The organism is Mesorhizobium sp. WSM4822, assembly GCF_055811155.1.
On sequence record NZ_JBVVQM010000011.1, the window covers coordinates 73,894 to 91,183 of the forward strand.

Sequence of the window (17,290 nt, forward strand, 5' to 3'; positions counted from 1 at the left end):
AAGCGTGATAAATCAAGCCCATAGGATTTCCGTTGCGCCTATGATGGACTGGACGGACCGGCATTGCCGGTTCCTCCACCGCCAGCTGACAAGCCATGCGCTGCTTTATACCGAGATGGTGGTGGCCGACGCGGTCATCCATGGCGCGCGCGAGCGGCTGCTCGGCTTCGATGCGGTGGAACATCCGGTCGCGCTGCAGCTCGGCGGCTCGGATCGTGAAAAGCTCGCCGAGGCTGCCCGCATTGGCGAGGCCTTTGGCTATGACGAGATCAACCTCAATGTCGGCTGTCCGTCAGACCGCGTCCAGTCGGGCACGTTCGGTGCCTGCCTGATGAAAGTGCCGGACCTCGTCGCCGGCTGCGTCGCGGCGATGAAAGCGGCGGTGAAGATCCCCGTGACCGTTAAATGCCGTATCGGCGTCGACGAGCAGGATCCGGAGCCGGCCCTGGATGCGCTGGCGTATGGGGTTTTCGATGCCGGCGCCGACGCGTTGTGGGTGCATGCACGCAAGGCGTGGCTGGAAGGGCTGAGTCCCAAGGAAAACCGAGACATCCCGCCGCTCGATTACAGCAGAGTCTATCGACTGAAGGCAAAAAAGAATAACAAATTCATAGGTATAAATGGCGGCATTCAGACGATCGAAGAGGCGCAGAAGCATCTCGGTCATGTCGACGGCGCCATGCTTGGCCGCGCCGCCTACCACACGCCCGGCATTCTGGCCGGCGTCGATGCCGCTTTCTACGGCGTCCAGTCCGAGCCCTTCGATTTCGCCGTGCTGATCGATACGATGGCGGACTATGCGGCACGCCATATCGAACAGGGTGGGCGGCTTGGCCATGTCACCCGCCATATGGTCGGACTGTTCCATGGCCTGCCCGGTGCGCGCCGCTACCGGCAGATCCTGTCCACGGACGCGACAAAACCCGGCGCCGGCCCGGACGTGCTGAAGACGGCTTTCGCGGCCGTCGAGTTCTTTGGATCGGCAGCCGAAGCGGCTTGAGCTTCGGGGATCAATCCCTGAGGATCATGCGGTCGCCGCGCACGTCAAAACCCGACAATGAACCGATGAAATTCATGCCGAGCAGGCTCTGGCTGAGCATACCGGGTGCGGCGATCATCACCGACATATCCTTGCGCATGATGCCGCCGATCGCAATCTGATCGGTTTTCACGGCCGCGGCGCGCGCCATGCCGTTGGCGGTCGAAACCGGTATGGTGTAGTTGAGCGCCGCTGGATTGAATCCGGCGGCCTGCGCATCTTGCGATGTCAGCACGGTGCTGGTCGCGCCGGTATCCACCACGGCCCGGACCGGGTTGCCATTGATCAGGATGCGCGCTTCGAAATGGCCGTTGTCCGCCTTGTCGAGCGTCACCGTGGCGTGGCCGTCCTCGACGCCAAGCGCAAGCGGGCTGCCGGGAACAAGGCCCGCGGTCACCCGGCTGGCGACATCCTGCAACTCATAGCGATACTGGTAGCCGGCGATCAGCGCGAGTGCGATGGCCGCCCAGGCGCCGAGATTGCGGGCTATGGCGCCCAGGGGCCTACCCGAGCGAAGCAGGCCGGCGCCGATAAGGGCGCCAAAGGCGCCGAGCCAGATCAGCCGGCTGAAATCGTTGTTCTCCACGCCGAGCGTGCTGCCGGCGGAATCGTTGAGCATGAGCAGGACTGCTCCCACCCCGATCGCGGCCATCAAAATCCAGAACAACCGGCTCATCCGCACCTCACGATAGCGCGTCGCGTTCGCGCGCCATGCGGGTGCGGCGCGTTTCCCGGCGCGGCCGGCGTTCGACCGTCTCCAGCCGGGCCGGCAATTGCGCCATGACGCTGCGGCGCGTTTCCGTCGTCATCCCGATCCAGGCGCCGATTTCCTCGCGCGTGCGACCGCAGCCGAAACAAAAGCCGGTTTTCATGTCGATCGAACAGACCAGGATGCACGGGGATTCGATGGCCGTCATGACTTTCTCTTGGGCTTCCATCCGGAATCCCTTGTTCCACCTCCACATGGTGCAACGGCAAAGCCAATGCAAGCCCTCGCGATTGCGCCCTTCGGGGCCGGCTTTGCGGCAAATGCAGGCCATCATCCCGGAGGTTGTGCCAACCTCGCAAGGCGGCTATGCCGCTCACCAACTCCAGGGAATGATCGATAACAAGATGACCAGCGCACTGCCTTTCGACGATTTTCGCAACCTGTTGGCCAATCTGCCGGCGGCCGACACGGCAGCCGAGACCCGCGTGCGCACGCTGTTTGCCAAGGCCGATAAACCAGGCAATTCGCTTGGCCGCATCGAGGACATCGCTGCCTGGCTGGCCGCCTGGAGCGGACGGGCTCCGCCCGCGGTGACAAGACCGCTGATGGCGGTCTTTGCCGGCAATCACGGCGTCACGCGCCACGGCATTTCGCCACGGCCGGTGGCGGCGACCGCCAACGCGGTCGAGTTTTGCGCCGCCGGAGGTGCCGCGATCAACCAGATCTGCATTGCCTACGATCTCGGGCTGAAGGTTTTCGATCTTGCCCTGCACATCCCGACCGCCGACATCACCGAAGAGGCCGCGCTGGACGAGCGTGGCTGTGCCGCCACCATGGCCTTCGGCATGGAAGCGATCGCCGGCGGCACCGACCTTTTGTGTCTCGGCGATCTCGGCGTCGGCAACTCGACCGTCGCCGCCGCCCTGTTTGCGGCACTTTTCGGGGGCGGGGGCGCCGATTGGGTCGGCCCGGGGTCGGGCGCCGATGCGGCGATGCAGGCACGCAAAGCCGACGTGGTCGATGCGGCGCTGGCTTTTCATGGCGGCCATCTCGGCGACCCGCTCGAGGCGCTGCGCCGGGTCGGTGGCCGTGAATTCGCGGCGATCGCCGGCGCCATCCTTGCCGCGCGGATGCAGAAGATCCCGGTGCTGCTCGACGGATTGGCGGCGACGGCAGCCGCAGCGGTACTGCATGGCGTCAATCCCACAGCGCTCGAGCATTGCCTTCTGGCCAGCCTGTCGCCGGAACCCGCGCATGCACGCGCCGCCCAACGGCTAGGGCTGCGCCCGTTGCTTGATTTGGGTATCAGCCATGGCGAAGGGGCAGGGGCCGCCGTTGCTGCGGGGCTGGTCAAGGCCGCCGCGCTGACCAGTTCGGGCATGGCAGCTGCGGTACGTGGCTAGAGTCTTGACCTGCTAGCGCCGGAGATTGCGAATGCGATAGACGACAGCGTTGTATTTTGGGTTGGAGCGGCTGCCGACTATTACGCCTCCAAGGCGTTCCGCTATTCTTCTGCTGGCCACGTTCCTTTCGGCTACCGGATATTCGAAGCAGTCCGGTTCGAGTGCCTCGGAGGCCCACTGCGCGACAGCAGCAATCGCCTCTTGGCCAATGCCGTTTCCTTGAGCGTCTTCCCTGATCCAGATCCCGAGTTCGGGACACACGGTCTTCGCTGCATGAAGGCCGACAAGTCCCAGACAGCGATCGTCCACCAATGCACGCACAACAAAGTGCAAATCCGATCCATCCTGGATTGGCGACAGCCAGGATCGCCATACTTCGGCAAAGGCCGCCAGTGATCGAGGTGGTTCCCACTGCATGAAACGGGTGATGGCGGGAGTGATGGCGACAAAGAGGTCTTCAGCGTCGTCGGCTGTAAACGGCCTCAAGCGAAGGCGGTCCGAGTTGATCTCTGTGCCACCGACATGCCAGTCACCTTCCGCCATCGTGGGATGCCGTCCTTCTAACTGGCCATCGACACAGTTCGCCGCGACGCCTACCGACGCCGAGCTGCGACCGCCGCGGTCGGCAGTGCTGGCAGCTCCTCCATCACCCGGCTGAGCGGGAAGATGGCGATCGCCTCGGTCCCTTCGCGCAGCTTGGAATGAAGTTCGAACTCGCCGCCATGCATGGCGAGCAGCCCTTGCACGATCGGCAGGCCAAGCCCGGTGCCTTGCTCGGCGCTCTTGATGGCAATGGAGCCCTGGCCGAAGGCGGAAAGCACGATCGGGATCTCGTCTTCCGGTATGCCCGGGCCATTGTCCTTGATCGAAATGTACTGTCCGCCACCCGCCGTCCAGCCGACACGAACACGGATTTCGCCGCCGGTGGCGGTGAATTTTATCGCATTCGACAGAAGGTTGAGCGTGATCTGCCGCACCGCACGCTCATCGGCGAAAAGGCGCGGTAGCTCGTGCTCGAAATCCTGGACGACCCGGATATCCTTGTTGCGCGCCCTCAACTCCATCATGTGACAGCAGTCCTCGACGATACCAAGCAGCATCACCGGCTCTTCGTTGAGCTGGTAGCGGCCGGCTTCGATGCGCGACAGGTCGAGAATCTCGTTGATCAGGTCGAGCAGATGCTGGCCGGATTCGTGCACGTCATGGGCGTAGTCGCGATAGGTGGGATTGCTCATCGGCCCCAGCACTTCGTTCGACATCACCTCGGAAAAACCGAGAATGGCGTTGAGCGGCGTACGCAATTCGTGGCTCATCGAAGCGAGGAACCGCGATTTCGCCAGATTGGCGTCCTCGGCCCGCCGCCGCGCCTCGTCCGACATCGATTTCGCCGTCTCCAGTTCGGCGATGAGCGCATCCTTTTCGGAGCGGAACGACAACATCATGAGGGACGAGTGGTTGAGATGACGGGCCACATAGTCCAAGAACGGCAGCGACACGACCAGCAGCGCGGCCATGATCGCCTCGACCGGCATCCATAGCTTGACGCCGGCATAGGCGTAGAGCGCCACGGGAACGGCAAAGGTCGCCAGCAGCGCCCCGCGCAGAGACGAGGTCATCACCGCGGTCGCCGCCATGGCGAACAACAGCACCACGGCCTTGACGATGTGGAATGGATCGACCTCGCAGACGCTGCAGCCAAGCCACACGAACCATGCCCAGCCGAGACCGCACAGGAAATGACCGATCAGGAATTCCCGTCGTGCTTGCAAAGGGTTGAGCTCGGAAGCTTCAGTGCGCTCGATGCGCCGCGCCATGAAGGCAACGATCGTGTAGCAGGTCAGGGTGAACAGCGCCCAAAGCCCGATCTCGTTGCCGATTCCGGCCAGCCGGCCACCCGCAGCCATCGCCAGCACGAGAAGCGGGATGGCGATGGCGCCGCTTGTCATCGCGCGGGCATGCAGCTTCAGCAATTCGCGATCGAAGTCGAGATTGCCGGCCTGCTGCGAAAGACGGTCACGCGTCTTGCGCACCGCGCGCGCCACATCGCTGTTGCGATGAGGTTTCCTGCGGTCCACAATGAACTTGTCCGCTGTGTTCGAGCGTTGCAAGGGCATCAAAACTTCAATTTATGCGAGCAGCGGTTTCCAAGTGTTAAGCTACGTTCGAATGATTAACCAACCGTTTGCCATATGAGCCGTTCATGGTCGCCGAGGCCGCGCCGGCGATACGTTGCGCGCCCCAGAAGCCTGTGGCGCCGGCTGGTGGATTACGGGCTTGCCGTCGTCATCCTCGGACTGTTGATCCTGCTGGCGGCCCGCCTCGACCGGGTGGAGACACGCAAGACGCAAGGCGTGGCAATCATCAACGACGGCGATTCGATCACGCTTGGCACCGAGCGTATCCGCATGCGCGGCATCGATGCTCCAGAATATACGCAAACCTGCCGCAAGAACGGCGCCGACTATTCCTGCGGCACGCTTGCGCGTCAGTCGCTCGTTCGCCTGATTGCCGGCAAGCCCGTCTCTTGTACCGGCTGGCAGCGTGATCGTTATGGCCGGCTGCTCGGCGACTGCACCGCCGGTGGCAAGGATCTCAACCGCGCGCAGGTCGAGGCGGGCTGGGCGGTTGCCTATGGTGATTTCGAGAGCGAGGAAGCCATCGCCCGCGCGGGAAAGGCCGGCATCTGGGCGGGAACGTTCGATCAGCCGCAAGACTGGCGAGACAGCCATCACGGCGAAGTCGTCGAGAAGAAGCACGGCACGCTGGCGTCGATCGGCGATGCCGTGCGCGAGATTTTTCGCTTCTGGTGATGCGCGTCCTGGAAGCCGAACCGAGAACGAACAGGAGGATGGAATGAAACTCTTCGACGGTGGCCGGGCGCCCAACCCAAGGCGGGTCCGCGTTTTCCTGGCCGAGAAAGGCATCGAAGTTCCACAGGTGCCCATCGACATGGGGGCGCTGGAACACAGGCAACAGGCGGTCAGCTCGCGCAATCCCTTGCTGCGCCTGCCGGTGCTGGAACTCGACGACGGCACCGTCATCACGGAATCCGTCGCCATCTGCCGTTATTTCGAGGAACTGCATCCCGAACCGGCCCTGTTCGGGCGTGGCGCACTCGGCAAGGCGCAGGTCGAGATGTGGCAGCGACGGATGGAATTCAATTTGCTCAGCTGCGTCACGCAGGCCTTCCGGCACACCCATCCGGCCATGAAGGAATGGGAAATCCCGCAGGTCTCCGAATGGGGCGAGGCCAACAAGCCGAAGGCCGTGGCGTTCCTCAGGCTGCTGGATGGCGAACTGGGCAGCCGGGAGTTCATCGCCGGTGACAGCTATTCGATCGCCGACATCACCGGCCTGATCGCTGTCGACTTCATGAAGCCGGCACGCATCAAGGTGCCGGATGATTGCTCGAATGTGTTGCGTTGGCATCAGGCCGTCTCCAGCCGGCCGAGCGCATCAGCCTGAGAATGACTGCCGAACTCGAAAACCTCGTCGCCAAGGTCCGCGCCTGTCGCATCTGCGTGGAAAATCCGGCCGGCAAGCCGTTACCGCATGAGCCACGACCTGTGCTGCGCCCATCGTCCAGCGCCCGTATCCTGATCGCCAGCCAGGCGCCCGGCACCAAGGTGCATCTGTCGGGCATGCCGTTCACCGACGCCTCCGGCGATCGCTTGCGCAGTTGGCTTGGTGTTACGAGCGACGAGTTCTACGACATCGAAAAATTCGCCATCGTGCCGATGGGTTTCTGCTTTCCCGGCCAGGATGCCAAGGGGGGAGACCTGCCGCCGAGGCGCGAATGCGCGGCGGCCTGGCGCGCACCCTTGATGGCCTCGATGCCACGGATCGATCTGGTGCTGACAATCGGCATCTATGCGCAGTCCTGGCATATGGGTGCGGCGCGCCGGCCCTCCCTGACGGAAACAGTCATGGACTGGCGCTCCATCTGGGAGAATTCCGTCGGTCCGAAAGTGTTGCCGCTGCCGCATCCCTCGTGGCGCAACACCGGCTGGCTGAAGAAGAATCCATGGTTTGAAATGGATTTGCTGCCTTTTCTGCGTTCGGAAATCCGCTATCGCCTCGGCTGACCTTTCAGCAAGAAATCACTCGCTTTTTGCCCGATCAGCAGAATTCCTTTCTTGTGAAAGGCCTGGATAAGGCAGAGTATAGGCATTCTATTCCTTTGGGAGCACGATATGGATCGCCTCGATAGAAAAATCCTCCGCCTCTTGCAGGAGGACGCGACACTCGCGGTCGCCGACGTCGCCAAGAAAGTCGGGCTGTCGACGACGCCTTGCTGGAGGCGCATCCAGAAGCTCGAGGAGGAGGGCGTCATCAAGCGGCGCGTTGCCATTCTCGACCATGAAAAGGTCAATGTGCGCGTTACCGTCTTCGTGTCGATCCGCACCAATTCGCACAGCCATGAATGGCTGCGGCGTTTCTCGGAAGTCATCCAGGAGTTTCCCGAGGTGGTCGAGTTCTACCGCATGAGCGGCGACGTCGACTATCTCCTGCGCGTCGTGGTGCCCGACATCGCGGCCTATGACGCCTTCTACAAGCGGCTGATCGCCAAGATCGAAATCCGTGACGTTTCGTCATCCTTCGCCATGGAGCAGATCAAGTACACGACCGAAATCCCGCTCGACTACATGGTGCTGGACAAGGAATCGGGTGCCAACGCCGCCTGAGCTGCAGCAGGTTGTCCTGCTTAGTTCTTCTTTTTGTTGAGGAAACTCCAGGGAGAATTGACCGGCAGGGTGACGGTGTCCGGCACGCTGCCGACAGCGACCACATCTGCCTTGCGGACGCTGTAGCCAGACTGGATGACACTGACGCCGTCGAGGATGAACAGCTGGCTCTTCTCCATGTCCGGCTTCAGCGCGCCGGTGACCGCGACAGGCTGATACGCCTCGGACATCTTGTAGGGACGAGCCGGCGTGACCAAGACAATCTGGTTGGGCGGGGGCGTCGGCATGTGGCTGCACGCACCCGTCCAGGGCACCAGCAGGAACTGATAGACAAGATCGCCATCGCGATCGACCGGCAATGCATAGCCGGCTAGCTGAATGCTTTTGTCCTGCAGGTTGAGGGACAGCGTCTCGCCGTGGTCGGGCAATTTTGCCGCGATCATCGGTAGCCCGACGTTTTCGGCGGCGGATTGCGTAGCCGGACGCAGATCCTTCCAGAATATGTGCGCGGTCTCGGCCGAGGCATCTGTGGCCGCGGACACAAACAATGCCGCTGCGAGCATTATGGTTGATTTCAGAGGATTGCTCATTGGCCGCGTCCCTTTGAAGCTCAAGTAAAGACGCCGCTGTCAGCGACGTCAACGCTCCCGCCATCACATGTCGGCAACCGCATCACATGTCGGCGAGATCCAGACATGCCGGAAAGCGGGTTTCCGCGCCGTCAGCCTTTCCTTGCGGCGACCCGCGCTAGCGTCTTGGCATTGGACAGCTCCCTTACCGCGTCCTTGCCGATCCAGCGCGCCGTCCTGTCGGTCGACTGCGCCAGCCGTTCGGCGACAGCCAGGGCAGCTCCGTGCATGTCCATCGATCGTTTGCCGATCGACCGAAGCGCCCAGTTCACGGCCTTCTTCACGAAATTGCGGCTGTCGTTCGCATGCGTTTCGATGATCGGCAGGAAGGAGAGGAAGGTCGCCCCTGGCTCCTTCTTCCGGTGGACGACGGACCAGGCCATCATGGCGAAGGCCGTGCGCCGAACGAACTCCCGCTCATCGGCCGCAAACTCGGCGATCAGTTCTTTCCAGGCGTCCGTATCGACAAAGATATCCGAGACGCCGTCGACGATGTCCCAGGAGTCGAAACTAGCCGCCCATCGTCTTGCATCTTCAGCAGAAAACCGTTTCGAGTCAGCCGTGACGGAGGCGATGAACTGCGCCTCCATGATGCCGGTGTCCCATAGCTCGAAGGCGCGCTCGTGGTTGCGTTTGATCTTCCTGGCGATCTGCCGCTGCATGCCGTGCGTGATACCAAGTGCACGGTCGATCTTGATGCCGTAGCGCAACATGCCGAGGCGGTTCTCCTCCGATCCGATAGCGCGCAGATGGGCGACGATTTCTGCAGCACTGGATTGAGGCGAGAGCTCTGGCACCGCGGAACCTATTTTTCGAGACGGGCGAGCAGCGAGGACGTGTCCCAGCGCTTGCCGCCCATCGCCTGCACATCCTTGTAGAACTGGTCGACGAGTGCGGTGACCGGCAATCTGGCGCCATTGCGGTCGGCCTCGGCCAGGCAGATGCCGAGATCCTTGCGCATCCAGTCGACGGCGAAGCCGAAATCATATTTGCCGGCGTTCATCGTCTTGTGGCGGTTCTCCATCTGCCAGGAGCCGGCGGCACCCTTGGAAATCACCTCGATCACCTTCTCGATGTCGAGCCCGGCCTTCTTGCCGAAATGGATGCCTTCGGCCAGGCCCTGGACGAGGCCGGCTATGGTGATCTGGTTGATCATCTTGGTGAGCTGGCCGGCACCGGCCGACCCCATCAAGCCGACCATGCGGGCAAAAGCGTCGATGACAGGCTTCGCTCTGTCGAAAGCGTCCTGCTCGCCGCCGACCATGACGGTCAGCACGCCGTTCTCGGCGCCGGCCTGGCCGCCCGAGACAGGCGCGTCGAGAAACGAAAAACCACCGACTTGCGCCGCCGCCGCCAGCTCGCGAGCGACCTCGGCCGAGGCCGTGGTGTTGTCGATGAAGACCGAACCCTTCTTCATCGATTTGAAGGCGCCTTCCGGACCGGTCGTCACCGAACGCAAATCGTCGTCATTGCCGACACAGGAGAAGACAAAATCCTTGCCTTCGGCGGCCTGTGCTGGCGTCGCCGCAAGGCTACCGCCATGCTGGCCAACCCATTGCTCGGCCTTGGCCTTGGTGCGGTTGTAGACGGTCACGTCATGGCCGCCCTTGTTCTTCAAGTGCCCGGCCATCGGATAGCCCATCACGCCAAGACCGAGAAATGCAACAGATGCCATGAGCTTGCCCTTCAGAAACGGAATTTGCTGCGAGACGTCTAGGCTCTGCGCGCAATTCGTCAAGATGCGCAGGGCAGGATCGACTGGTGCAGCTGAATTTGAAAATAGTCAGCGTTTCAGGTGAACGGTGATCCGGCGCTCGATCCATTCGACGCCATGACGCAATATCTCGACCATCACCAGATAGACGAGCGCGACCCAGATATAGGCCTGGATGTCGAACGAGTTGGCGAAGGCGAGCTTGGCATTGCCCATCAGATCATAGACCGTGATGATGGCGACGATGGCGGAAGCCTTGACCATCAGGATCAGTTCGTTGCCATAGGGCCGCAAGGCGACGATCAAGGCTTGCGGCAGGATGATCTTGCGCAAGGTTTGCAGTTTGTGCAGGCCAAGCGATGCCGCCCCTTCCCATTGCCCTCTTGGCACGCTCTCGATGGCGCCGCGCAGAATCTCGGCCTGATAGGCGGCGGTGTTGAGCGCAAAGGCAAAGACGCCGCAATTGAACGCGTCCTTGAAAAAGTCCCAGAGGCCGATCGACTGGAGCTCGACCCTGAACGAGCCCAATCCGTAGTAGACCAGATAGGTCTGGACCAGCAGCGGCGTACCGCGGAAGAAATAGACGTAGCAATAGGCGAGGCCGGACAGGATCCGGCTCCTGGACATGCGCCCATAGGCGACGGGCACCGACAGGATCGCACCGAGCACCATCGATATGGAAACCAGCGCGAGCGTAACCCCAAGCCCGCTCAAATAGGCGGGCGCATATTTGGCGAAGAACTCAGGGTTCCAGGCAAGAACCAGATAGCTGACGATGCCAATGCCGAACAAAATCCACAGGCAGACCAGCGCGTAACCGGCGATACGCCTGCGCGGCCAGCCGCGAGCCCGTGGCGGCGGACGTTCGACCATTGCGGCCGTGGCGCTCAACGCTGCGCCTCCTGCCGGCCAAGCGAGCGCAGAATAGCGCTGGTGGCGAAGGACGACAGGACGGCCAGGCCAAGAAAGACCAGCGAGGCGACACCGAAGAACAGGAAAGCATGCTTGGTGACGCGGGCGGCAATGCTAGCGTTACGCAGCGTCTCGGCCAGGCCGACGACCGACACCAGCGATGTGTCCTTGAGCAGGCTGAGCCAGCAGTTCTCCAGGCCGGGGAACGCGATGCGCAGCAGCTGCGGCACGATCACCTTGCGCATGGTCAGCCAGTTCGAAAGACCAATGGCATAGCCGCCTTCATACTGGCCTTTGGGAATGGCGCGGAAGGCGGAAAGAAAAACCTCGCTGGCATAGGACGAGAAGATCAGCGCAAGCACGATCATGCCGGCGACGAAGCTGTTGACGTCGATAGTGATGTCCGGCCGGAAATACCTGACGAGATGCTGCAGCAGGATCGGCATGCCGAAGAAGAACAGGAAAAGCGTCACCAGTTCCGGCAGGCCGCGAAAGACCGTGGTGTAGATGTTGGCGGCAAGGCGCAGCGAGGGTTCTTCGGACTGCTTGGCGAGGGCGATGAAAAAGCCGATCGTCAATCCGATGGGCAGCGTGGCAAGCGCAAGCGCAATGGTGATCAGTGTGCCATAGGCAATATCGTCAAGCCAGCCTTCGGGTCCCCAACTGAGAAGTGTCCATATGCTCTGGGCTGGCATCGACCGGTCTTATCTCCACGGCATTCCTGAGATGAATAGAAAGACGGCGGGGAAATTCCCCGCCGTCTTGACCTTTATCAGGACTCGGCGCCGTAGACGTCGAACTTGAAGTACTTGTCGTTGATTTCCTTGTATTTTCCATTGGCGCGAATGGCGTCGATGGCCGAGTTGAGCTTGTTGACCAGGTCGGTTTCGCCCTTGCGCACGGCAATGCCGGCGCCAGGCCCGAAGATCTCGACCGGCTGCGGCGACGGCTGGCCGAGGATCTTGCAGCAGGCGCCATCAGGCGAATCCAGAAACTGCTGCAGCACGACGATATCGTCCTCGATGGCGTCGAGACGGCCATTGGCAAGATCTGCCTGCTCCTCGGGGCTGCTCGGATAGCCCTTCACGGTGCTGTCAGTGTAGGTCTTCGAGGCATAGTTGAAATGCGTCGTGGTGGTGGCGACGCCGATGGTCTTGCCGGCGAGATCTTCCTTGGTCACGCCTTTCAGCGTGCTGTCCTTCGGCACGGCGAGCGCCGACGGCGTGTTGTAGTATTTGTGCGAAAAATCGACCTTTTCCATCCGCTCCGGCGTGATCGACATCGAGGCGACGATGGCGTCGAACTTGCCGGCCTGAAGGGCGGGAATGATGCCGTCCCAATCCTGCGCGACGAAGGTGCACTTTACCTTCATCTCATCACAAAGCGCCTTGGCGATGTCGATGTCGAAGCCTACGAGTTGGCCATCGGCGGTAAGGTTGTTGAAGGGCGGGTAGGCGCCTTCGGTGCCGATCCTTAGGGTCTTTTCCTGGGCCTGGGCGACGCCGAGCGTCAGCAGCGCGGCCGATGCGGCAAGCGCGATACGCAGTGAAATACGCATGATGGTCCTCTCTTTATGGTCCCGGCCGTCGTTCCGAACGGCTCTGTGGGGCGGTGCTTTTGACCGCCCGCTGGCGCGATACTCCCACTCTTTCCAAGAAAAAAGCAACTGCAAAACCGTAAAAATGGGCAAGGCTATTCTGCCGTTGCGTCAGCGCTCAAGCAACGAGCCCGGTGGTGCGCTCAATGAAGTCGGCTATCGATTTTGCATCGTCGAGATCGAACACCGGCAGCTGCGCGCCTTCAATCGCAAAATCGGCGGCGACAGCGACGATGTTGGGATCCTCCGCTGAAAGCGGCGTGCGGTCCTTCGCATCCAGCCGGCGGGTTTCGATCTTGCTGTGGGCTTCGCGCTTGTAGCCCTCGACCAGCACCAGGTCGCAAGGGGCAAGCCGCGACAGGACAGTCTCCAATGCCGGCTCGTCTTCGCCGCGCAGCTCGTGCATCAGTGCCCAGCGAACGCCGGAGACGATCGCGACTTCGGTGGCGCCGGCCTGCCGGTGGCGGAAACTGTCGGCACCCGGTTTGTCGATGTCGAAATCATGATGGGCGTGTTTCACCGTCGACACCTTCCAGCCGCGCCGGACAAGTTCGGTGACCAGCCTTTCGGTCAAAGTCGTCTTGCCGGAATTCTTCCAGCCGGTGATGCCGAAGATGCGTCTGTTCATGGCTTGATGCTCTGCAACAGACGCTCGGCAGACACAAGATCGTCTGGTTCGTTGATGTTGAAGAAAGGGTCGCCCCCCGCCGACGGCGGAACCGTGAACTCTACCTCGACAAAACCGTGCCGGTCGATGAAAGCCGAAACCCGCCTGATATCCTCATCGACCAGAAAGTGCCGCAAGGCATCGCGGCAGCCGATCGGCCAGAGCGCGAAGGTCGGGTGCCGCTTGCCGGCCGAGCAGGCTACGGCAATCGAACCGGGACTTTGATCGGCGGCCCCTGCCAGACGCTCGACAAGGTCCAACGGCAGGAAAGGTGTGTCGCCGGCAGCGCTGACGATCGCTTTGCAAGACGTATTGGCCGCGGCCCATTCGAGGCCGGTCAGGATTCCGGCGAGCGGCCCGGCAAAGCCGGGCACGCTGTCGGCAAGCACCGGCAGTCCAAAGCGCAGGAATCGCGCAGGGTCGCCATTGGCGCTGAGCGCCAGCGATTCTATTTGCGGGGTGAAGCGCGACACGACCTGGTCAAGCAGGCAGCCATCGCCAAGCGGCAACAGGCTCTTGTCGCCACCGCCCATCCGTCTCGACTGGCCACCGGCCAGGATGATCCCCGCAATGTCTCGCTTCATGCCACGAAGCCTGTACGCCAGCCGTCGGAAATCACAAGAACCTTCAATGATCTGGCTAGATTCCGTCAGGCACCATGGTCGGCCCCGTGCTTTCGGCGACGATCTTTCGCCGGCCGACCACACGCTCGCGATAGAGCGCATAAAGGCCGGAGCCGATGATGATGGTGGCGCCGACGATCATCGGCGGATCGGGGATATCGGCAAAGATGAACAGGCCAAGCAGGATCGACCAGATCAGGGCCGTATAGCGGAACGGCGCGATGAAGGAGATGTCGCCCGCCCGCATCGCCATGATGATGAACTGGTAGCCGATCACCACCAGCACCGCGGCCAGGGCCAGCAGGGCTGTGCTGTCCCCCGTCATCGGCGTCCAGCCGCCCATTGCCGGCAACAGCGCCGCACCAACGATGGTCATGGCAAGCGCGGTTGCCGTCGACACCAGCAATGTCGGAATGGCCTCCGGGATTCGCTTGGTGGCGAGATCGCGCACCGCACAACAGGCAACGCTGGCCAGCGCCGCCAGCGAGTAGATGCTGAACCCTTCGAAGCCAGGCCGAACGATAATCAGCACGCCGGCAAATCCGATGGCGATGGCCAGCCAGCGCCGCCAGCCGACAGCCTCGCCAAAGACGAGTGCGGCCCCCATCGTCACCGCCAGTGGCAGCGCCTGCAGCACCGCCGAAACATTGGCGATCGGCAAATGGGCGAGGGCGACGAGAAAACTCACCGTGGCACCGGCCTCGCTGATCACGCGCAGGGCCACCAGAGGCTGCAGCATCGAGCCCGGGCGGGCGAGCGCGCCGCGCTGCCAGGCGAGCAAGCCAACGAAAAGCGAAGCGAAAGCCCCACGGATCAACATGACCTGCGCCATGTTCATCGATTGTGACGAGTATTTGGTGATGGCATCGTTGAGGCAGAAGCCGGCCATCGCCACCATCATGAACAACGCGCCGCGAATATTTGGTGACAGGGGCAAGACGGGTACCGGTTCTGCTAATGCATGTCGCCCAAAAGTGACCTCGGTTTTGGGGAAACGACACGCATAAGAAACAAAGACCTAAAGCGCGTCGCCTGAATCCGTTCAAACGCGACGCGCTTTAGGCAGCAAGCCTGTAACAGCCGGGCGTGAAACAGCAACAGCAAAGGGCTGGGCCACAGCCTTGTTTGTGGCTCAGAAGATCACCTGCAATGGCGGCAGAACTTACTTCTTCGGCGTCAGCACCTCGGTGCCATTGCCTTCCTTGCCGGCGATGGTCCACAGACCATGCAACGAGCCGTCGTCCGTCATCTTGTAGACGACGAGGCCGATATCCTTGCCCATGACATAGCCGGCCGAGAAGGCATCATCGTTGCGCATGCAGATGCCGTCGGAAGATGAGCCACCGGTTTCCCAATGGATCGCGCAGGTCGTCCCGCTGGTCAGCGTGATGGTTGCCTCGCCGCCATAGGCAGAGCCGTCGAAGTTGGTGCCGGCGACCGTATAAGTGCCGCCGATCGACTGGGCCGCAGCGGGCACGGCCGCGAGACCAAGCAAGGCTAGAGAAAGAACGAGTTTGCGCATGGTGTATTCCCCCTGTGAGCGAAGATCCGCTTCCAGGGAAAGGGTAGGTTGGAACAGACTGGCCGTAAATCCGGCTGTGGTTCGCGAACAAGACTTTTTCTGGGGTGTGGTCCGAAACTTTCACGACCCCTTGAGACTGCCGGCAATGGCGCCGACCAGCGGGTCGTATTTCGACTTCAGGGCCGGAGGGTAGTCGACCCAGACCGTGCGGATGATACCGTCTCTCCCAAACAGACGTCGCTCGTAAAACATCTTTCCATCCTTAACGCCCGACAGCACCGCCCAATCGCTGCCGGCCTTGCCATAGGTCACCTTGTAGCCGGCTTCATCGCTGGCCTTCTCGGCCGCCACAAAGCCCTTCGGCGTATCGTTGTCTATGTTGAGGATGCCGGAGCAGATCAGGCTGGCGCCATCGGCGCTCAGCCATTGCTGTCCGTCGCCATTATCGGGCTCCGGCTGGCGATCGGTGAAGATCTCGTCGGGAAAGGTGCAGACGGTGCCGAAGCGCTCGTTCACATAAGTGAACGGCGCGGCGACCGCACTGCTTGCTGCCATTGTCGCAATCGCCAGGAATGAAGAGTGCAGCCGCATGCTCGCCTCGAGTCATGATCCGAAGCGATCTTGCATGAATTTCACGAAAAGATCAGCCGCCGGTGACGCTCATATGGCGTGACACCGATGGGCGGCTGGTGCGGCGGTCGATGATGAAGTCGTGGCCCTTGGGCTTGCGGCCGATGGCTTCGTCTATTGCATCGGCGACCAGCTCGTTGCCTTCGGAGGCGCGCAAGGGCGCGCGCAGGTCGGCGGCATCTTCCTGGCCCAGGCACATATAGAGGGTGCCGGTGCAGGTCAGCCGGACGCGGTTGCAGCTTTCGCAGAAATTATGCGTCATCGGCGTGATGAAGCCGAGCCGTCCGCCAGTCTCGGCGACCTGGACATAGCGGGCCGGGCCGCCGGTCTTGAAGGGAATGTCGGTCAGCGTGAACTGGCGTTCCAGCGACGCGCGCAGCAGCGACAGCGGCAGATACTGGTCGGTGCGGTCGGCATCGATCTCGCCCATCGGCATGGTTTCGATGACCGTCAGGTCCATGCCGCGGCCATGCGCCCAGCGCATCATATCGGGCAGCTCGGCGTCGTTGAAATCCTTCAATGCCACCGCGTTGAGCTTGACCTTCAGCCCCGCGGCCTGCGCGGCATCGATGCCTTGCATGACCTTGTCGAGATGGCCCCAGCGGGTGATCTTGTGGAACTTGTCGGCATCGAGCGTATCGAGCGACACGTTGATGCGCTTGACGCCGCAATCGGCGAGTTCGGCGGCAAAGCGCGACAGCTGCGAGCCGTTGGTGGTCAGCGTCAGCTCTTCCAGCGCGCCGCTGGCGAGATGCCGCGAGAGCTGGCGCACCAGATGCATGATGTTCTTGCGCACCAGCGGCTCACCGCCGGTCAGGCGCAATCGCCTGACGCCCTTTTCGATGAAAACCGTGCACAGCCGGTCGAGCTCTTCCAGCGACAGCAGGTCCTTCTTCGGCAGAAAGGCCATGTCCTCGGCCATGCAATAGGTGCAGCGGAAATCGCAGCGGTCGGTGACCGACACGCGGAGATAGCTGATCGTGCGGCCGAAAGGATCAATCATGTCCATGCTTCAAGCGCTTCCCGTGACCGTGAACGGCTTCGTTATATACCGCTATGTGATACGATCCGGCCTGCTGTTCAAGATAGCGCCTCTCGATCTTTGGTAACATCTCTCAGCCGACATCGCATGTCGGTCGGTCTCATCAGGCCTTTTCCCG

General features: G+C 61.9%; 22 protein-coding genes. 6 read left to right on the top strand and 16 right to left on the bottom strand.

Annotated elements, in window-relative coordinates; all coding sequences use genetic code 11:
- Positions 1 to 4: 4 nt before the first annotated feature.
- Positions 5 to 1,000: a tRNA dihydrouridine(20/20a) synthase DusA gene (gene dusA / locus AC0L3E_RS23900; protein ID WP_473605785.1), complete on the top strand. Its 996-nt coding sequence runs from the start codon at positions 5 to 7 to the stop codon at positions 998 to 1,000.
- A gap of 10 nt (positions 1,001 to 1,010) precedes the next feature.
- Here dusA and AC0L3E_RS23905 read toward each other — a convergent pair whose 3' ends face one another.
- Both AC0L3E_RS23905 and AC0L3E_RS23910 read right to left on the bottom strand, forming a co-directional pair.
- Positions 1,011 to 1,715 (bottom strand): TIGR02281 family clan AA aspartic protease, encoded by a 705-nt coding sequence (locus AC0L3E_RS23905; RefSeq protein ID WP_473605786.1) that lies wholly within the window; start codon positions 1,713 to 1,715, stop codon positions 1,011 to 1,013.
- A 7-nt stretch (positions 1,716 to 1,722) separates the two neighbouring features.
- A complete protein-coding gene (locus AC0L3E_RS23910; RefSeq protein WP_027036625.1) occupies positions 1,723 to 1,956 on the bottom strand; it encodes a DUF1289 domain-containing protein in 234 nt (77 codons plus the stop codon).
- A 196-nt stretch (positions 1,957 to 2,152) separates the two neighbouring features.
- Here AC0L3E_RS23910 and AC0L3E_RS23915 point away from each other — a divergent pair, with 196 nt between their 5' ends.
- Positions 2,153 to 3,151, top strand: a complete 999-nt coding sequence (locus tag AC0L3E_RS23915) for a nicotinate-nucleotide--dimethylbenzimidazole phosphoribosyltransferase (RefSeq protein WP_473605847.1) — start codon at positions 2,153 to 2,155, stop codon at positions 3,149 to 3,151.
- A gap of 12 nt (positions 3,152 to 3,163) precedes the next feature.
- Here AC0L3E_RS23915 and AC0L3E_RS23920 read toward each other — a convergent pair whose 3' ends face one another.
- Together AC0L3E_RS23920 and AC0L3E_RS23925 are read right to left on the bottom strand one after the other, a co-directional pair.
- Complete coding sequence (locus AC0L3E_RS23920; protein WP_473605787.1) at positions 3,164 to 3,694, bottom strand: GNAT family N-acetyltransferase; 531 nt, start codon at positions 3,692 to 3,694, stop codon at positions 3,164 to 3,166.
- A gap of 50 nt (positions 3,695 to 3,744) precedes the next feature.
- Positions 3,745 to 5,265, bottom strand: coding sequence for a sensor histidine kinase (locus AC0L3E_RS23925; RefSeq protein WP_128309839.1), 1,521 nt, complete (start codon positions 5,263 to 5,265; stop codon positions 3,745 to 3,747).
- Positions 5,266 to 5,340: 75 nt separating this feature from the next.
- Between AC0L3E_RS23925 and AC0L3E_RS23930 the strand changes: the two genes are divergently transcribed.
- From AC0L3E_RS23930 to AC0L3E_RS23945, 4 genes are all read left to right on the top strand, one after another.
- Positions 5,341 to 5,961 carry a thermonuclease family protein gene (locus tag AC0L3E_RS23930; RefSeq protein ID WP_473605788.1) on the top strand — a complete coding sequence of 207 codons (621 nt, stop codon included), beginning with the start codon at positions 5,341 to 5,343 and terminating at the stop codon, positions 5,959 to 5,961.
- Between the two features lie 43 nt (positions 5,962 to 6,004).
- Positions 6,005 to 6,616 carry a glutathione S-transferase gene (locus AC0L3E_RS23935; RefSeq protein WP_128309840.1) on the top strand — a complete coding sequence of 204 codons (612 nt, stop codon included), beginning with the start codon at positions 6,005 to 6,007 and terminating at the stop codon, positions 6,614 to 6,616.
- The gene (locus AC0L3E_RS23940; RefSeq protein ID WP_473605789.1) at positions 6,556 to 7,236 is read left to right on the top strand and encodes a uracil-DNA glycosylase family protein; all 681 of its coding nucleotides are present in this window, start codon (positions 6,556 to 6,558) and stop codon (positions 7,234 to 7,236) included. Before AC0L3E_RS23935 ends, AC0L3E_RS23940 begins: the two co-directional genes overlap by 61 nt.
- 108 nt (positions 7,237 to 7,344) lie before the next feature.
- Complete coding sequence (locus AC0L3E_RS23945; RefSeq protein ID WP_006205209.1) at positions 7,345 to 7,836, top strand: Lrp/AsnC family transcriptional regulator; 492 nt, start codon at positions 7,345 to 7,347, stop codon at positions 7,834 to 7,836.
- A 20-nt stretch (positions 7,837 to 7,856) separates the two neighbouring features.
- Here the strand turns inward: AC0L3E_RS23945 and AC0L3E_RS23950 are convergent, their stop codons facing one another.
- From AC0L3E_RS23950 to moaA, 12 genes are all read right to left on the bottom strand, one after another.
- On the bottom strand, positions 7,857 to 8,426 hold the full coding sequence (locus AC0L3E_RS23950) for a DUF3299 domain-containing protein (RefSeq protein ID WP_127270836.1): 570 nt from the start codon (positions 8,424 to 8,426) through the stop codon (positions 7,857 to 7,859).
- Between the two features lie 131 nt (positions 8,427 to 8,557).
- Complete coding sequence (locus AC0L3E_RS23955; protein WP_128308534.1) at positions 8,558 to 9,262, bottom strand: DNA alkylation repair protein; 705 nt, start codon at positions 9,260 to 9,262, stop codon at positions 8,558 to 8,560.
- Between the two features lie 8 nt (positions 9,263 to 9,270).
- Positions 9,271 to 10,140: an NAD(P)-dependent oxidoreductase gene (locus AC0L3E_RS23960; RefSeq protein WP_127270841.1), complete on the bottom strand. Its 870-nt coding sequence runs from the start codon at positions 10,138 to 10,140 to the stop codon at positions 9,271 to 9,273.
- 108 nt (positions 10,141 to 10,248) lie between these two features.
- Positions 10,249 to 11,070 (bottom strand): ABC transporter permease, encoded by an 822-nt coding sequence (locus AC0L3E_RS23965; RefSeq protein ID WP_128308535.1) that lies wholly within the window; start codon positions 11,068 to 11,070, stop codon positions 10,249 to 10,251.
- Entirely contained in the window at positions 11,067 to 11,786 is a 720-nt protein-coding gene (locus AC0L3E_RS23970; protein WP_128308536.1) for an ABC transporter permease, read from the bottom strand. The genes AC0L3E_RS23965 and AC0L3E_RS23970 overlap by 4 nt, the downstream gene beginning before the upstream one ends.
- A gap of 77 nt (positions 11,787 to 11,863) precedes the next feature.
- Positions 11,864 to 12,649: an ABC transporter substrate-binding protein gene (locus AC0L3E_RS23975; protein WP_027036615.1), complete on the bottom strand. Its 786-nt coding sequence runs from the start codon at positions 12,647 to 12,649 to the stop codon at positions 11,864 to 11,866.
- Between the two features lie 157 nt (positions 12,650 to 12,806).
- On the bottom strand, positions 12,807 to 13,316 hold the full coding sequence (mobB, locus tag AC0L3E_RS23980) for a molybdopterin-guanine dinucleotide biosynthesis protein B (protein ID WP_128308537.1): 510 nt from the start codon (positions 13,314 to 13,316) through the stop codon (positions 12,807 to 12,809).
- The gene (mobA, locus tag AC0L3E_RS23985) at positions 13,313 to 13,939 is read right to left on the bottom strand and encodes a molybdenum cofactor guanylyltransferase MobA (protein ID WP_473605790.1); all 627 of its coding nucleotides are present in this window, start codon (positions 13,937 to 13,939) and stop codon (positions 13,313 to 13,315) included. Before mobA ends, mobB begins: the two co-directional genes overlap by 4 nt.
- Before the next feature lie 55 nt (positions 13,940 to 13,994).
- Positions 13,995 to 14,915 carry a DMT family transporter gene (locus AC0L3E_RS23990; protein WP_352583978.1) on the bottom strand — a complete coding sequence of 307 codons (921 nt, stop codon included), beginning with the start codon at positions 14,913 to 14,915 and terminating at the stop codon, positions 13,995 to 13,997.
- Positions 14,916 to 15,140: 225 nt separating this feature from the next.
- Positions 15,141 to 15,500, bottom strand: a complete 360-nt coding sequence (locus AC0L3E_RS23995) for a hypothetical protein (protein ID WP_127269771.1) — start codon at positions 15,498 to 15,500, stop codon at positions 15,141 to 15,143.
- A gap of 120 nt (positions 15,501 to 15,620) precedes the next feature.
- Positions 15,621 to 16,055 carry a hypothetical protein gene (locus AC0L3E_RS24000; protein WP_236383069.1) on the bottom strand — a complete coding sequence of 145 codons (435 nt, stop codon included), beginning with the start codon at positions 16,053 to 16,055 and terminating at the stop codon, positions 15,621 to 15,623.
- 88 nt (positions 16,056 to 16,143) lie between these two features.
- Positions 16,144 to 17,139: a GTP 3',8-cyclase MoaA gene (gene moaA / locus AC0L3E_RS24005; RefSeq protein ID WP_128308539.1), complete on the bottom strand. Its 996-nt coding sequence runs from the start codon at positions 17,137 to 17,139 to the stop codon at positions 16,144 to 16,146.
- Between the last annotated feature and the right edge of the window lie 151 nt (positions 17,140 to 17,290).

Coding starts and splice junctions, on each gene's coding strand:
- AC0L3E_RS23905 (WP_473605786.1), bottom strand. CDS start 1,715: ATGAGCCGGTTGTTCTGGATTTTGATGGCCGCGATCGGGGTGGGAGCA.
- AC0L3E_RS23910 (WP_027036625.1), bottom strand. CDS start 1,956: ATGACGGCCATCGAATCCCCGTGCATCCTGGTCTGTTCGATCGACATG.
- AC0L3E_RS23915 (WP_473605847.1), top strand. CDS start 2,153: ATGACCAGCGCACTGCCTTTCGACGATTTTCGCAACCTGTTGGCCAAT.
- AC0L3E_RS23920 (WP_473605787.1), bottom strand. CDS start 3,694: ATGGCGGAAGGTGACTGGCATGTCGGTGGCACAGAGATCAACTCGGAC.
- AC0L3E_RS23925 (WP_128309839.1), bottom strand. CDS start 5,265: ATGCCCTTGCAACGCTCGAACACAGCGGACAAGTTCATTGTGGACCGC.
- AC0L3E_RS23930 (WP_473605788.1), top strand. CDS start 5,341: ATGAGCCGTTCATGGTCGCCGAGGCCGCGCCGGCGATACGTTGCGCGC.
- AC0L3E_RS23935 (WP_128309840.1), top strand. CDS start 6,005: ATGAAACTCTTCGACGGTGGCCGGGCGCCCAACCCAAGGCGGGTCCGC.
- AC0L3E_RS23945 (WP_006205209.1), top strand. CDS start 7,345: ATGGATCGCCTCGATAGAAAAATCCTCCGCCTCTTGCAGGAGGACGCG.
- AC0L3E_RS23950 (WP_127270836.1), bottom strand. CDS start 8,426: ATGAGCAATCCTCTGAAATCAACCATAATGCTCGCAGCGGCATTGTTT.
- AC0L3E_RS23960 (WP_127270841.1), bottom strand. CDS start 10,140: ATGGCATCTGTTGCATTTCTCGGTCTTGGCGTGATGGGCTATCCGATG.
- AC0L3E_RS23970 (WP_128308536.1), bottom strand. CDS start 11,786: ATGCCAGCCCAGAGCATATGGACACTTCTCAGTTGGGGACCCGAAGGC.
- AC0L3E_RS23975 (WP_027036615.1), bottom strand. CDS start 12,649: ATGCGTATTTCACTGCGTATCGCGCTTGCCGCATCGGCCGCGCTGCTG.
- mobB (WP_128308537.1), bottom strand. CDS start 13,316: ATGAACAGACGCATCTTCGGCATCACCGGCTGGAAGAATTCCGGCAAG.
- mobA (WP_473605790.1), bottom strand. CDS start 13,939: ATGAAGCGAGACATTGCGGGGATCATCCTGGCCGGTGGCCAGTCGAGA.
- AC0L3E_RS23995 (WP_127269771.1), bottom strand. CDS start 15,500: ATGCGCAAACTCGTTCTTTCTCTAGCCTTGCTTGGTCTCGCGGCCGTG.
- AC0L3E_RS24000 (WP_236383069.1), bottom strand. CDS start 16,055: ATGGCAGCAAGCAGTGCGGTCGCCGCGCCGTTCACTTATGTGAACGAG.
- moaA (WP_128308539.1), bottom strand. CDS start 17,139: ATGGACATGATTGATCCTTTCGGCCGCACGATCAGCTATCTCCGCGTG.